Annotated in this window: 13 protein-coding genes; 7 read left to right on the top strand and 6 right to left on the bottom strand. The window is 70.8% G+C overall.

The features are described from left to right. The first annotated feature begins 93 nt into the window (after positions 1-93). Entirely contained in the window at positions 94-990 is an 897-nt protein-coding gene (locus tag BXA11_RS19530) for an aldose 1-epimerase family protein (protein ID WP_239105050.1), read from the top strand. Continuing rightward, positions 991-1,995, top strand: a complete 1,005-nt coding sequence (locus BXA11_RS19525; protein ID WP_076436510.1) for a phosphotransferase family protein — start codon at positions 991-993, stop codon at positions 1,993-1,995. Positions 1,996-1,997: 2 nt separating this feature from the next. Here the strand turns inward: BXA11_RS19525 and BXA11_RS43220 are convergent, their stop codons facing one another. After that, positions 1,998-2,165, bottom strand: a complete 168-nt coding sequence (locus BXA11_RS43220; RefSeq protein WP_156080843.1) for a hypothetical protein — start codon at positions 2,163-2,165, stop codon at positions 1,998-2,000. A gap of 118 nt (positions 2,166-2,283) precedes the next feature. Here BXA11_RS43220 and BXA11_RS19515 point away from each other — a divergent pair, with 118 nt between their 5' ends. Next, positions 2,284-3,531, top strand: a complete 1,248-nt coding sequence (locus tag BXA11_RS19515; protein WP_076436506.1) for an FAD-dependent oxidoreductase — start codon at positions 2,284-2,286, stop codon at positions 3,529-3,531. Between the two features lie 11 nt (positions 3,532-3,542). Beyond that, on the top strand, positions 3,543-4,895 hold the full coding sequence (locus BXA11_RS19510; RefSeq protein ID WP_051761510.1) for a class II 3-deoxy-7-phosphoheptulonate synthase: 1,353 nt from the start codon (positions 3,543-3,545) through the stop codon (positions 4,893-4,895). Positions 4,896-5,005: 110 nt separating this feature from the next. On the opposite strand, the gene BXA11_RS19505 is transcribed toward BXA11_RS19510, so the two are convergent. Continuing rightward, positions 5,006-5,371, bottom strand: a complete 366-nt coding sequence (locus tag BXA11_RS19505) for a thioredoxin family protein (RefSeq protein ID WP_030507026.1) — start codon at positions 5,369-5,371, stop codon at positions 5,006-5,008. A gap of 122 nt (positions 5,372-5,493) precedes the next feature. Between BXA11_RS19505 and ctaD the strand changes: the two genes are divergently transcribed. Next, positions 5,494-7,179: an aa3-type cytochrome oxidase subunit I gene (ctaD, locus tag BXA11_RS19500; RefSeq protein ID WP_076436504.1), complete on the top strand. Its 1,686-nt coding sequence runs from the start codon at positions 5,494-5,496 to the stop codon at positions 7,177-7,179. Positions 7,180-7,228: 49 nt separating this feature from the next. Here ctaD and BXA11_RS19495 read toward each other — a convergent pair whose 3' ends face one another. The 3 genes from BXA11_RS19495 to BXA11_RS19485 all read right to left on the bottom strand — a co-directional run bounded on the left by BXA11_RS19495 (position 7,229) and on the right by BXA11_RS19485 (position 11,270). Next, positions 7,229-9,643, bottom strand: a complete 2,415-nt coding sequence (locus BXA11_RS19495; RefSeq protein ID WP_076436501.1) for an ExeM/NucH family extracellular endonuclease — start codon at positions 9,641-9,643, stop codon at positions 7,229-7,231. 188 nt (positions 9,644-9,831) lie between these two features. Continuing rightward, positions 9,832-10,713, bottom strand: a complete 882-nt coding sequence (locus tag BXA11_RS19490) for a universal stress protein (RefSeq protein WP_076436498.1) — start codon at positions 10,711-10,713, stop codon at positions 9,832-9,834. An 86-nt stretch (positions 10,714-10,799) separates the two neighbouring features. Beyond that, a complete protein-coding gene (locus BXA11_RS19485; protein ID WP_051761495.1) occupies positions 10,800-11,270 on the bottom strand; it encodes a universal stress protein in 471 nt (156 codons plus the stop codon). A 400-nt stretch (positions 11,271-11,670) separates the two neighbouring features. On the opposite strand from BXA11_RS19485, the gene BXA11_RS19480 reads away from it, so the two are divergent. Further along, the gene (locus BXA11_RS19480; RefSeq protein ID WP_076436496.1) at positions 11,671-12,402 is read left to right on the top strand and encodes a permease prefix domain 1-containing protein; all 732 of its coding nucleotides are present in this window, start codon (positions 11,671-11,673) and stop codon (positions 12,400-12,402) included. On the opposite strand, the gene BXA11_RS19475 is transcribed toward BXA11_RS19480, so the two are convergent. After that, complete coding sequence (locus tag BXA11_RS19475) at positions 12,362-12,685, bottom strand: helix-turn-helix transcriptional regulator (RefSeq protein ID WP_076436494.1); 324 nt, start codon at positions 12,683-12,685, stop codon at positions 12,362-12,364. The genes BXA11_RS19480 and BXA11_RS19475 overlap by 41 nt on opposite strands. An 83-nt stretch (positions 12,686-12,768) precedes the next feature. On the opposite strand from BXA11_RS19475, the gene BXA11_RS19470 reads away from it, so the two are divergent. Next, positions 12,769-13,956: a cytochrome ubiquinol oxidase subunit I gene (locus BXA11_RS19470; RefSeq protein ID WP_076436492.1), complete on the top strand. Its 1,188-nt coding sequence runs from the start codon at positions 12,769-12,771 to the stop codon at positions 13,954-13,956. Positions 13,957-13,963 lie beyond the last annotated feature (7 nt).

Here is a 13,963-nt window from a genome sequence, read left to right as displayed (position 1 = left end):
CCGCTTGGATCAAGCGCGATGAGCTGGGATAAAGTCCCTGCATACCGTCAGATGACCCGCTTCTTGACGTCGCGTCAGCGAGAGGACTCCCCCGTGCCCGATTACACGATTGCCGGCGGCGGATACCAGGCCACGATCAGCGAGCGGGGCGGCGCGCTCCGGGTGCTGCGCCACGAGGGCCGCGATCTGGTGACGAGCTGGCCGGAGGGCGGGCCGGTCCCCTATTACAGCGGCACCGTCCTGGCCCCGTGGCCGAACCGCGTGGTCGGCGGCACGTACGTCTTCGAGGGGCAGCGCCGCCACCTGCCGGTCAACGAGCCGGACCGCGGCCACGCCCTGCACGGTCTCGTCTCCGGGCTCGACTGGAAGTGCGCGGAGCTGCTGTCGGTCGAGGACCACCACGGCCACGTGCGGCTGACGCACGTCGTGGAGCCCACCGAGGGCTATCCGCACCGGATCGCCCTGGAGGTGCGGCACTCGCTGTCCGAGGAGGGCCTGTCGACCACGCTGACGGCGCAGAACGTGGGCGAGACCGCCGCGCCGTACGGCTGCGGACCGCACCCGTGGCTGCTGGCCGGGCCCGACGTCACCGCCTACGAGCTCTCCCTGCCGGCCGGACGGGTGCTGCTCACCGACGACCTGCTCGCCCCCACCGACCTGGTGGAGGTCGCGGGAACGCCCTACGACTTCAGGACGCCGCACGTGATCGGGGACACCGCCGTCGACCATGCCTTCACGGGCGTGACGGAGGGACGCGTGCGCGCACTGGGGCCCGAGGGCGGAGTGGAGATCACCTGGGACCCCGCGGTGCTGCCGTGGGTCCAGGTCTGCACCGGCACGGGGCTCGGCCACCGGGGGCTGGCCGTGGAGCCGATGACCTGTCCGCCCGACGCGTTCAACTCGGGCACGGACCTGATCGTTTTGCAGCCGGGGGACAAGCACGAGGCCACGTGGACCATCGCGGTCACCACTGCGTCATTGGAAGGCTGAATGGACAGCAGGACGAAGAGGCGGTTGTCCCCCGCCCAACTCGACGAGATCACCCGCGACGCGCTGGGCTGCGGGGTGACCTCGTCGGAGGAGCTCACCGACGGCTACGCGAACGCCGTCTGGCGGCTCGGCCTCGACGACGGACGTCAGGTGGTGCTCAAGCTCGGCCCGCCGCCCGACCTGCGGCTGCTGTCCTACGAGCGCCACCTCCTGCGCACCGAGGCGATGGTCTACCACCTCGCCGAGCCCGTGGGGCTGCCGATGCCCGCCCTGCTCAAGGCGTCGTTCGACGACCCGCTGCTGGGCGGCGACTATCTCATCCTGTCCGCGCTCGGCGGGGCGCCGTGGAACCGGACGACGCTCAGCCCCGCGGAGGAGAGCGCGCTCCGGTTCGAACTGGGCCGCCATCTCGCCCGCCTGCACACCATCCCGGGCACGGACGTCTTCGGCTACCCGTACGCCGGGCTGACCGGCCGGACCTGGCGGGAGGCGTTCCTCGTCATGGTCGGCGCGCTGCTCGACGACGCGGTCTACTACAACACCCCGCTCCCCGCCACGATCGTGGAGATCGTCGGGCTCGTGCACATGAACGCGCACGTCCTCGATCAGGTCACCACGCCGTCACTGGTGCACTTCGACATGTGGCCGGGCAACGTGTTCCTGGACGGCGACAAGCGCGTCCAGGCGCTCATCGACCATGAGAGGGCGTTCTGGGGCGACCCGCTCGCCGACTTCGTCACCCCTACGATCTTCGACGAGCTGCGCGAGGACGACCCGATGCTCACGGGTTACCGGCAGGAGGCCGGCCCCGTGCGGCTGGACCAGGCCGCCCGCGTCCGGATCACCCTCTACCGGGTCTACCTCTACCTGATCATGCTGGTGGAGGACGGCCCGCGGCAGTATCCGGAGGAGGCCTACGCCCGCACCCGGGACATCACCACGAGGTCACTGGTCGCCTGCCTGGACGTGCTGCGCGCGGGGTCCCGCAACCACGCGCACGTCTGAGGTCACGCCTCCAGCGTGAGGGACTGCGAGCCGCACCCGTTGCCGGTGTGCGGCTCGGAGTCGCCGGTCGCGGCGAGGGCCGCGGGCGCCCCGACGGTCAGCGACGCCACGAGGGACAGGACCATCGCCCCGGCCGCGACGCGACCCAGGTGACTGACACGAGCACTCACAGCGAACTCCAGAAGGCCGACTCCATTGATCACAAAATAGCGGTCCCGCACGCGCTCCGGTAGGCCCACTCTGGCGACCCGGCCTCCCGCGTGAGACAATTTCAGCGGGTGATGAATTATGGAGACGACATGTGTGATCGCGGGCGGCGGGCCCGCGGGGGCCATGCTCGCGCTGCTCCTGGCCCGCGCGGGCGTCGATGTCACTCTGCTGGAGAAGCACGCGGACTTCCTGCGCGACTTCCGCGGTGACACGATCCATCCCTCGACCCTCCAGGTCCTGAGCGAGATCGGCCTGGCCCAGGAGTTCCACCGGCTGCCGCACCACAAGGCGTACACGATGTCCGTACGGACCGACGACGGCGAGGTGGCCATCGCCGACCTGCGACGCCTGCGGGGCAGGTACCGGTACATCGCCTTCGTCCCGCAGTGGGACTTCCTCGACCTCCTCACCCGTGAGGCGGGCGCGTATCCCAACTTCCACCTCCTGATGAACGCCAAGGTCGTCGACCTCGTACGGCACGACGGCGCGATCCGCGGGGTGCGCTACCGCGACGAGCGGGGCGAGGAGCACGAGATACGGGCCGTGCTCACGGTCGCCGCCGACGGCCGGCACTCCGAGATGCGGCGGGCGGCCGGGCTGGCGCCGAAGCGGTTCGGCGCCCCGATGGACGTCGTCTGGTTCCGGCTGCCGCGCGCCGAGGGCGATCCCGATCAGCCGTTCCTGCGGGCGTCGACCGGCCGGCTCATGGTCGCCATCAACAGGAAGACCCACTGGCAGCTCGCCTACGTCATCCCCAAGGGCGGCTTCACCGCGCTCGAGGCGAAGGGCGTCGACGAGCTGCGCCACGAGGTGGAACGGCTGCTGCCCTTCCTCAGCGGCAGGACCCGCGACCTGCACGGCTTCGACGAGACCGGCGTGCTCAGCGTCGAGGTGAACCGGCTCACGCGCTGGCACCTGCCGGGGCTGCTGGCCATCGGCGACGCGGCCCACGCGATGTCGCCGATCTTCGGCGTCGGGATCAACCTCGCGGTGCAGGACGCGGTCGCCACCGCCAACATCGTCGGGCCGGCCCTGCTGCGCGGCCGGGCCCCCGCGGCGCTGCTCGCCAAGGTCGAGCGCCGCAGGAGGGTCCCCACGGCCGTCGTGCAGACCGTGCAGCGGGTGGTGCAGGAACGCCTCATCCGGCCGGCGCTCGCCGGTCCCGTGATGCGGATCCCCGCCCTCACCCGCGTGCCGGTGGTGCGCTCGCTGGTGGCCCGGTTCATCGGGCTCGGCGTGCTGCCCGAGCATGTGCGGCTTACCGGTCAAGAAAAAAGATCTCAGCAAGTGGACAGGGAGGGGGCCGCACAGGACGCGGTGCAATAACCTTGGTGACCGTGAGCGCATCGAATCCCGACACCTCGCGTGCCCTGGACACCTGGCGTGACCTGCCCGCGGCCCAGCAGCCGGACTGGCCGGACCGCGGCGAGCTGGACAAGGTCGTCGCGGAGCTGGCGTCCCTGCCTCCGCTCGTGTTCGCCGGCGAGTGCGACCAGCTCAAGGAGAGCTTGGCCGCCGTGGCACGCGGGGAGGCGTTCGTCCTGCAGGGCGGCGACTGCGCCGAGACCTTCGCGGGCGCGACGGCCGAGAACGTGCGCAACAAGCTCAAGACGCTGCTGCAGATGGCGATCGTGCTGACCTACGCCGGCCGCGTGCCGGTCATCAAGATCGGCAGGCTCGCCGGGCAGTTCGCCAAGCCGCGGTCCAAGCCTATGGAGACCCGCGACGGCGTGGAGCTGCCGGCCTACCGGGGCGACATGGTCAACGGCTTCGACTTCACCGCCGAGGCCCGCCGCCCCGACCCCAACCGGCTGCTGCGCGCCTACCACTCCTCCGCCGTCACGCTGAACCTCGCGCGGGCCTTCACCAAGGGCGGCTACGCCGACCTGCGCCAGGTCCACGCGTGGAACCAGGACTTCGTCGCGGAGTCCCCGGCGGGGCGGCGCTACGAGCAGCTCGCGCGGGAGATCGACCAGGCGCTCTCGTTCATGCGGGCCTGCGGGGCGGACCCGGAGGAGTTCCACACCGTGGAGTTCTACTCCTCCCACGAGGCCCTGATCCTCGACTACGACCGGGCGCTCACCCGGATCGACTCGCGCACGGGCCTGCCGTACGACGTGTCGGCGCACATGGTGTGGATCGGCGAGCGCACCCGGCAGCTCGACGGGGCGCACGTCGAGTTCTTCAGCCGCATCCGCAACCCGATCGGCGTGAAGCTCGGCCCGACGACCTCTCCGGAAGAGGCCCTCGCGCTGATCGACAAGCTCAACCCCGACAACGAGCCGGGGCGGCTCACCTTCATCACCCGGATGGGCGCCGGCAAGGTCCGCGACGCGCTGCCGACGCTGGTGGAGAAGGTCAACGCCAGCGGCGCGACCGTGGCGTGGATCTGCGACCCGATGCACGGCAACACCTTCGAGGCGCCGAGCGGGCACAAGACTCGCCGCCTCGACGACGTGCTGGACGAGGTCGCGGGGTTCTTCGAGGTGCACCACGCGCTCGGCACCCACCCCGGCGGCATCCACATCGAGTTCACCGGCGACGACGTCACCGAGTGCGTGGGCGGCGGGCACGCGATCGTGGAGGAGGACCTGGCGCTGCGGTACGAGACCGCCTGCGACCCCCGCCTCAACCGCGGTCAGTCGCTCGACCTCGCCTTCCGCGTCGCGGAGCTGTACCGGTCGAGCTGACCGGCACCGGGCCGGCCCGCCCGTCACCGATCGTCTGAATCCGCCGTCGCCCTCCGATCACTCGGACGGGGTGACGGCGGTTTCCGTTTCCGGGCGCGCGGCCCGGGGCCTCAGGAGTTCTTGGCCTCCGCCTCGATCTGGGCGCGGATGGCGTCCATGTCGAGTGCGCGCAGCTGCCCGATCAGGTCCTCGAGCGCGGGCGCGGGAAGGGCGCCCGGCTGGGCGAACACCACGATCCCGTCGCGGATCGCCATGATCGTCGGAATCGCGGTGATCTCGAAGCCCTCCGACAGCGCCGGCTGCGCCTCGGTGTCGATCTTGCCGAAGGTGATGTCCGCGTGCTCCTCGGACGCCTTCTCGAAGATCGGCGCGAAGGACCGGCAGGGGCCGCACCAGGATGCCCAGAAATCGAGCAGTACGATGCCGTTGTCGGCGATGTCGTTGAAGTTCTTCTCGGTTACCTCGATGGTCGCCATGGGCGACTCCTTTCGCTCGGTCTTCAGCGGGCATAACCAGCCGGTCGATCCCAGCATTCCATTTCGCGATGAGCCTCGTGTGATTGGGCAGGAGACCTTCTTGACCTAGAAGGAGCACCCGGATGACGACTCATGCCGTACGGCCGACCGATCTGACGGGCCAGAGGGGCACAGGCGCTCGGCTCGCCTCATGGTTGTCGAGCACGGACCACAAGGTGATCGGGAACCTCTATCTGATCACCACGTTCTTCTTCTTCCTGGTCGGCGGCCTGCAGGCGATGGTCATCCGGGCGGAGCTCTTCGAGCCGGGCATGCAGTTCGTCACGTTGCAGCAGTACAACCAGCTGTTCACGCTGCACGGCACCATCATGCTGCTGTTCTTCGCGACGCCGTTGTTCGCCGGATTCGCCAACGCGATCATGCCGCTGCAGATCGGAGCGCCGGACGTGGCGTTCCCGAGGCTGAACATGGCGAGCTACTGGCTGTTCCTCTTCGGCGGCCTGATGGTCCTCGGATCGATGCTGACCGGCGGGGCGCCGACGTTCGGCTGGACGGCCTACACGCCGCTGTCGACCGCGGCGTTCACCCCGCAGCTCGGCGGGGACCTGTGGGTGATGGGCCTGGCGCTGTCCGGCCTCGGGACGATCCTCGGCTCGGTCAACTTCATCACGACGATCATGTGCATGCGCGCCCCGGGCATGACGATGTTCCGGATGCCGATCTTCACGTGGAACGTGTTCTTCACCTCGATCCTCGTGCTGCTGGCCTTCCCGGTGCTCGCCGCCGCGCTGCTGGCACTGGAGATCGACCGCAAGCTGGGCGCGCACATCTACGACCCGGCGACCGGCGGCCCGCTGCTGTGGCAGCACCTGTTCTGGTTCTTCGGCCATCCCGAGGTCTACATCATCGCGCTGCCGTTCTTCGGCATCGTCACCGAGGTGATCCCGGTCTTCAGCCGCAAGCCGCTGTTCGGGTACGTCGGGATGGTCGGCGCGACGATCGCGATCACCGCGCTGTCGGTCACCGTGTGGGCGCACCACATGTTCGCCACCGGCCGGGTGCTGCTGCCGTTCTTCTCGCTGATGACGTTCCTGATCGCCGTGCCCACCGGGGTGAAGTTCTTCAACTGGACGGGCACGATGTGGCGGGGCCATCTCTCGTTCGAGACGCCCATGCTGTGGGCGGTGGGCTTCCTCGTGACGTTCCTGCTCGGCGGGCTGACCGGGGTGATCCTGGCGTCGCCCCCGCTCGACTTCCACGTGACCGACACCTACTTCGTGGTCGCCCACTTCCACTACGTGGTGTTCGGCACGGTGGTCTTCGCGATGTTCTCCGGCTTCTACTTCTGGTGGCCGAAGCTGACCGGCCGGATGCTGAACGAGCCGCTCGGGAAGATCCACTTCTGGATGCTGTTCATCGGGTTCCACCTGACGTTCCTCATCCAGCACTGGCTCGGCGCGCAGGGCATGCCGCGCCGGTACGGCGACTACGCGGCCGCCGACGGCTTCACCTGGATGCACCAGGTGTCGAGCCTCGGGGCGTTCCTGCTCGGCCTGTCCACCCTGCCGTTCCTCTACAACATCTGGTGGACCGTGCGGCACGGGGAGAAGGTGACGGTGGACGACCCGTGGGGGCACGCCAACTCGCTGGAGTGGGCGACGTCCTGCCCGCCGCCGCGCCACAACTTCGTGTCGATTCCGCCGATCCGCTCCGAGCGGCCCGCCTTCGACCTGCGTTATCCGCGTCTCGGCGGCAAGCCGGGCGAACCGCCGGCGACCAAGCGCGACTTCGTCGATCCCAACGCCTGACCGTCGAAAAGGGGCCCCCGTCGCCGGGGGCCCCTTCGCGTGCGGGTCGTCAGCCCTTGCCGCCGGGCAGGTTCAGCCCGATCAGCAGCGGGTCGTGGTCGGAGGAGCGGAACGCGTCGGGCCGGTAGAGGCTCGGCGGGTTGAACTCCAGGTTGTAGTCGAGGATGCGCGGCTCGTCGGCGTTGACGTGCCAGATCGTCGTCCCGGTCACCCGCTTGACGAGCTGCTTGCCGGCCATCGCGTGGTCCAGCTCGCCCGACAGCCCGTCGAACAGGTAGCTGTAGCGCTGCGCCTCGGGGATGAACCGCTTGGACAGGCTGGTCAGGCCGCCCGCCTCCAGCGTGTGGATCGGGTCCTCCTCGCCGTAGGCGTTGAGGTCGCCGATCACCAGCGGGTTCGGCAGGTCCATCGAGTCGACGAGGCCGAGCACGGCCTTGGCCTGCCGTACGCGCTCGGCGTTGTAGCAGCTCTGCCCGTCGCCCTGGTCGGTGTCGCCGCCGGTGGCCTCCTCGTCACAGCCCTTGGACTTGAAGTGGTTGACGAGCAGCGTGAACGGCTGGCCGCCGCCCACCCGGCGGAAGGTCTGGATCAGCGGCGGCCGCCGGAAGACCGGGTCGGTCGAGGACCGCGTCGCCCCGACGGGGGCCAGCTTCGCCGGCTTGTAGATCGCGGCGACGTGGATGGCGTCGGTGCCCGGGTAGGGGTGGGTAAGGGCGGCGTACGTGCCCGCGCCCACCTCGGCGTTCAGCGCGGCGACCAGCGCGTTGAGCGCGGTCTGCCCGTTGTTCTCGACCTCCATGAGCCCGACGACGTCGGCGTCGAGGCCCTTGAGCGTGGCGACGGTCTTCTTCAGCTGCCGCTGCTGCTCCTCGGCGGTGTTCGCGCCGCGCGAGCCGAGCGTCGTGAACCAGTTGAGCGTGTTGAGGCTCGCGACGCGGACGTTCCCGCCGACCGGCGCAGGCGCCGGCAGCCGGGGGTTGGTCCGCAGGAAGGTGACCGGCTTGGTCGGCTCCAGCCGGTAGGCCCCGAAGCCGTAGCTCAGCACGCCGGTGACGCCCGCCGCGGTGTCGCCCAGGCGGACGGCCTGCGGCGTCGTGTACGGGATCGTCGCCGGGTTCTCGGTGTTCGAGCCGTCGTCGACGAGCAGCGACCTGCGGGCGTCCAGCGCGGGGTCCACTCCCTTCCGGTCGGTCGGCTGGAACAGCCTGCCGCCCGCGGCGAGCGTCACCTCGCCGTACCGGCCGAGGTTGTAGTGGTCGGTCACGGTCAGCGGCTCGGGGAAGGTCACGAGCACGTTCTCGTACGGCTCGAAGGTGGCGCCGCCGGCCGGCGGCAGGTCATAGGCCTTCGGGTTGATCGTCCCGGTGCCGCAGACGTCCACCGCCGTCACCGGGGACAACTCGGTGAGCCCGTTGAACTCGGTGACCCGGCCGGTGACGAGCACCCGATCGCCGGCCTTGACGTCCTTGAACGACGCCCGGGCGAACGCGAACAGGCCGTCGGAGGTGGCCGGGTCGGAGTCGGGCGTCGGGTCCTGGAAGTAGAAGCCGCTCTGCTGGCCAGTCCCCTGGAAGTCGCCGGTCACGATGCCCTCGACCCGGACGGTCTGCCCGGCGAGCGGGGAGGCGTCGCCGCTGCCCTGGACCTCGGCGATCTGCCGGTTCGCCGGCAGATCGCACGGGTCGCCTGTGGGCGTGGGTGTGGGCGACGGTGTCGGCGAAGCGGACGGCGAGGCGGACGGCGAGGCGGACGGCGACGGCGAGGCGACGCCGCAGGGAGCCGGGGGCGTCGCCGTGTTGCGCGGTGCGGGCGCGCCCGCGGTGAAGTCCGCGGCATTGTCGTCGGTGTCCGCGCAGCCGCCGCCGGCGCGCACCGCGGCGGTGGAGTTGCTCAGGCCCGGGGCCGCCGCCGGACCCTCGAAGTAGTTGGCCGTGCCATACCCGACGAGGTCGGCGATCTGCGCCGCCTGCTCGGGGGTGCAGGGCGAGGAGCCGCCGTTGCACGCGAGGCCGGTGGTCGAGCGGACCAGGGCGACCTTGCCGGCCGTGGCGCTCAGGCTCAGCGCGCCGACGGTGTCGGCGGACGGCAGCGCACCGCTCGGCGTCGATCCGGCGGACAGCTGGATCAGGTGATACTGGCCGGGGGCGAGCGAGCCCGACAGGTTCTGCTTCTGGGAGCCGAACTGACCGGTCCCGGTGGCACTCGTGTACTGGAGGGACCAGCCGTCCAGCGAGATCGCGGCGGCGCCGCGGTTGAACAGTTCGACGTAGTCGTTGGTGTAAGGGGCGCCGGAGTTGCCGCCGCCGCCGTACACCTGGCTGATCACCACGGCGCTCGGCTCGGCCGAGGCGGGCGCCGCCGCCGCGACCGTGACGCCGGCGATCAGGAGGCCGGCGGCCGCGAGCGCGGCGACCGCGCGAGCGCCGGGGCGGTCATCGGGGCAGGCCCGGGTTAGAGCACGCATGCCCCGGACTTTAGGGGGAGATCACCGCGACACCAGGACCAATAAGTGTCTTTATCACAAACTTGTAGGAATTTGCCGATTACCTGACGCCGCTACCGTAGGCCTGCTGCCCTTGCGCGTCACGGTCCGGGATGGATCGGTCCTATCGGTCCCCGTGGTCGGCAGCGCACGGCAGCGCTCGGCAGCGCTCAGCAGTGGACGACGGCCACCGGACAGGTGACCGCGTCGATCAGCGGCCGGGTGACCGACCCGAGCCTGCCGAGCACCCCCCGGGCGCGGGTCGCGCCGACGACCAGCATGGTCGCGCCGGGTGAGGCTCCGGCCAGCCCGTCGAGCACGGGCCCCTCGACCGGCTTGAGCAGGGTGCGCACGTCCGGATACCGCGCGCGCCAGGGCTCCACGGCGGCCTCCAGCGCCTCGACGGCCTCCCTGCCGGGGACGTCGGACATCACCATGGGCGCCATCCCCGCGCTCCAGGCGGCGGCCGGGTAGCGCCAGGCGTGCACCGCGACCAGCGGCAGCCCGCGCAGGGCCGCCTCGTGATAGGCGAAGGCGAGGACGTGGTCGTCGCCGCCGCCGACGCCGGCGACGACGGGGCCGGGGTGCCTGCGGTGCGGCAGCGGGCCCGTGCCGCGGACCACGACCACGGGGCAGAGGGCGTGCGTCGCGACATGCCCCGCGACCGACCCCATCACGCGCCGGGCCGCCCCGCTCAGGCCGCGCGATCCCACGACGACGAGATCGGCCGTCTCCGACAGCGCGACGAGCCGGTCGGAGGCCGGGCCCTCGAACAGGTCCTCCCGCACGCGGACGCCGCTCGTGCACTGCCGCGCGCATTCGGCGCCGTGCCACAGCACGTGCTCGGCCGCGTGCTGCAGCGACGTGCGCGCGTCCTCGTCGCCGTCGCCGTACGGCGACTGCCAGGCGTGGCAGACGGTGATGGGCGAGTCGCGGAACTCGGCCTCGTCCATCGCCCAGTCGAGCGCCTGCATGGCGAAGTCGGAGCCGTCGTACCCGACGACGACGCCCGGGTCGGTGACCGGGCAGCCGGCCGGGGTGTTGGGCCGCATACGCTCATGCTCCGCCCGGGCCGTGCGGTGCGGCAGGGCGGAAAGTCCCGGGACCGGGAGGACATCCGGCCCCTGAGGAGGTCAGGTCAGGACCGGCTCCCGGCGAGCACTCCGGGCCGGCGGTCGTGCTCCATGCCGGGCAGCACGACGACGACCGGGCACCTGGCCCGCAGCAGGCAGGCGGAGACGACCGGGTTGAGCACGGGGTAGGGCTCGGACTCGGCCTCGTGCGCGCCCAGCACCAGCAGGTCGGCGCCCTCGGTCGCGCGCAGCAGGACCTGGGCGGGCGGACCCTCGACCACGACCGGCTCGACATGACGCTCGCCGAGTTCGGCGACGGCCTGGGCGGCGACGTCGAGTGCGGTCCTGTGCTCGTCCTCCCGTGAGGTGCGGCTCGCGATCGGCGCGTAGTGGGCGTGCAGCCCGCCCATCCACTCCCAGGCGTACACCGCCTCCACCCGCGCGCCGCGCAGCGAACCCTCGGCGGCGGCCCACCGCAGTGCGGCCTGCGACGCCATCGACCCGTTGATGCCCACCACGATCTTCGGCTGGTTCACGTTCCGCCTCGCTCTCCGCTCTCAGTCTCGCCGACCAGGGTTAACAGGGTGTTGCCGCGGCGAAACGGTCAGAAGACACCGCCCATAAGCATCCCTGTACCCACAAAAACCGCCTGTCCCTCGCGCCGCAAAAGGGACAGGACCATGTTTTGGGGGGCCGGGTTCGCCTGAGGACAGGGTATCTGCGAACCGGAGTGCTGCCGCTCCTCCCCTTTGCCTATCCGAGGCCTCCGCTGACCGTCTCGTGCCCGCTCCGCGTTCCTCAAGGAAAGCATCCGCCGGCCCGCGGCGGCAGTGCCGTACGGCTCGGGCGGCACGGGCCCTTGGGCCCAGGTCAGGGATGACCCTGATGCGCCCCCGGGCTCCCGGCCGTACGCTTGCGGCAGACCGGGGAGGGACGATGGGGAACGCGGGTCCGATCGACGAGTACGTCGCGTCGATGCGTCATGCGCTGCGAGGCCCCGGCCGGGCCAGGCGCGACCTGCTGGCCGAGGCGCGCGACAGCCTGCTCGACGCGGCCGAGGCGTACGAGAGCGAGGGTCTCCCCCGGGTCGAGGCCGAACGGCTGGCGGTCGCCGACTTCGGGACCGTGCCCGAGGTCGCGCCGGGCTTCCAGGGGGAGCTGACGGTGAGCCAGGGCCGCCGCACGGCCGCGCTGCTGTTCCTCAGCGTGCCGCTCGTCGCGTTCATGTGGGCGGTGATCTGGCGGGTCTTCCCGGAGAGCCCGCATGTCGACGAGATCAAACCGGTGTGGTTCGGGCCGTTGGCCAGGACGGTGGATCTGCTCCAGCTCAGTGTGGGCGTGATGGGCGGCGTCGCGCTGCTCGCGCTCGGGCGCGGATCGCGGCACATCCGCCGGCCCGCGCGGCTCACCCGGTGGCTGGGGTTGTTCGTCTGGATCCAGACGCCGCTGATCGGGGCGATGGGCCTGACGCTGGCGGCGGGCGCCCACGGCCCTGTCGGGTTCAGCGGCTACGTCCCCGGGCTGGCCGTGTCCGCGGTCAGCTACGCGCTCAGCGTGTGGCAGCTGTACAGCGCCGCGCACTGCGTGCGCTGCACCAGGGCGATCTCCGCGCTCGGCTCGACGAATCTCAGCGCAGCGGATCGAGAACGCTCCCTATCGCGGTCGTGAACGACCGCCAGGCCGACCGCTCCCCCGCCAGCGCCTTGCGCCCGGCGTCCGTGAGGCGGTAGGTCCGCCGTTTGCGCCCCCCGTCGGAGGCCCATTCACCGGCGAGCAGTCCGGCGCGCTCCAGCCTGCGCAGCGCGGGGTAGACCGTGCCCGTCGGCACGTCGAGCGCACCCCCGCTGCGCTCGCGCAGCGCCTCGATGATCGCGTAGCCGTGCAGCGGCTCACGCTCCAGCACGGAGAGCAGCAGGGCGTCCATATGCCCTCGGAGCGCATCGGCGTTCACGCCCGCAGCCTATCCCGGTCACTCATGCGTCGAGTCTACATGTAGGCTGTCTACATGTAGACAGTCTACGCATGGAGAAATCAATGGACGTCGTCGACCTCGCCCGGACGCAGTTCGCCGTCACAGGAAGCCTCCATTTCCTGTTCGTCGTGCTCACGCTGGGACTGGCCCCACTGGTGGCGATCATGCACACTCGATACGCCATCGGCGGGAACCCCCTGCACGAGCGGATGACCCGCTTCTGGGGGCAGATCTATGTGATCAACTACGCGCTCGGCATCGTCACCGGGCTCGTGATGGAGTTCCAGTTCGGGCTGAGCTGGAGCGGGCTTTCGCACTACGCGGGCGACGTGTTCGGCGCACCGCTGGCCATGGAGACGCTGCTGGCCTTCTTCCTGGAGTCCACGTTCCTGGGCTTGTGGATCTTCGGCTGGCACCGGCTGCCGCGCGCGCTCCACGTGGCCTGCATCTGGCTGGTGACGCTGACGGCGTACGCCTCGGCGCTGTTCATCATGGTCGCCAACTCCTTCCTGCAGAACCCGGCGGGCTCGGCCGAGGTGGGCGGACGGCTCGTGCTGCGCGACTTCGGCGCCCTGTTCACCAACCCGACCCTCGTCTTCGCGCTCCCCCACGTGCTGAGCGCCGGCCTGTGGGCCGGCGGGTTCGTCGTCATGGGCGCCAGCGCCTACCACCTGTTCCGGCGCACCCCCGAGCGGGAGTTCTTCATCCGATCCCTGCGCATCGGCGTGCTGACCGCCTTCGTCGGGTCGCTGTTCACGGTCGGGTTCGGGTACGCCCAGTTCGGGCCGGTCGGCTCCGTCCAGCCGGACAAGTTCCACGGAGCGGTCCCCGGCACCGCGCTCGGACTGATGATCACGATCGGGCAGCTCGTCCAGTTCGCCGTGATGTTCGTGCTGACGCCGCTGCTCATCCGCGACGTGCTGGCCCGCTCACGCTGGCTGCACCCGCTCCTCATGGTCATGACCCCGCTGCCGTTCGTCGCGGCGATCGCCGGCTGGATCGTCCGCGAGGTCGGCCGCCAGCCCTGGCTGGTGTACGGCAAGCTCTCCGTGGCCGACGCCCTCACCCCCGGGCTGACCCGGGCGGACGTCACCGCCTCCTTCGCGGGGTTCGCGGGCGTGCTCGGACTGCTCGCCCTCGTCGACTACGTCCTCATCGCCCGTGCCGTACGGCGCGGCCCGGGACGGGTCGTGCTCGGAGCCGCGGACCTTCCCGTCACCGCGGAGCCCGCCCCCGCCCACGCGCTGTAGAAGGACA

The sequence above is a fragment of the Microbispora rosea genome (assembly GCF_900156315.1).
Lineage (GTDB): Bacteria > Actinomycetota > Actinomycetes > Streptosporangiales > Streptosporangiaceae > Microbispora > Microbispora rosea.
Note: the sequence above shows the minus strand (reverse complement) of the source record. Positions and strands in the feature narration are given on the sequence as shown.

Coding starts and splice junctions, on each gene's coding strand:
- BXA11_RS19525 (WP_076436510.1), top strand. CDS start 991: ATGGACAGCAGGACGAAGAGGCGGTTGTCCCCCGCCCAACTCGACGAG.
- BXA11_RS19515 (WP_076436506.1), top strand. CDS start 2,284: ATGGAGACGACATGTGTGATCGCGGGCGGCGGGCCCGCGGGGGCCATG.
- BXA11_RS19505 (WP_030507026.1), bottom strand. CDS start 5,371: ATGGCGACCATCGAGGTAACCGAGAAGAACTTCAACGACATCGCCGAC.
- ctaD (WP_076436504.1), top strand. CDS start 5,494: ATGACGACTCATGCCGTACGGCCGACCGATCTGACGGGCCAGAGGGGC.
- BXA11_RS19495 (WP_076436501.1), bottom strand. CDS start 9,643: ATGCGTGCTCTAACCCGGGCCTGCCCCGATGACCGCCCCGGCGCTCGC.
- BXA11_RS19490 (WP_076436498.1), bottom strand. CDS start 10,713: ATGCGGCCCAACACCCCGGCCGGCTGCCCGGTCACCGACCCGGGCGTC.
- BXA11_RS19480 (WP_076436496.1), top strand. CDS start 11,671: ATGGGGAACGCGGGTCCGATCGACGAGTACGTCGCGTCGATGCGTCAT.
- BXA11_RS19470 (WP_076436492.1), top strand. CDS start 12,769: ATGGACGTCGTCGACCTCGCCCGGACGCAGTTCGCCGTCACAGGAAGC.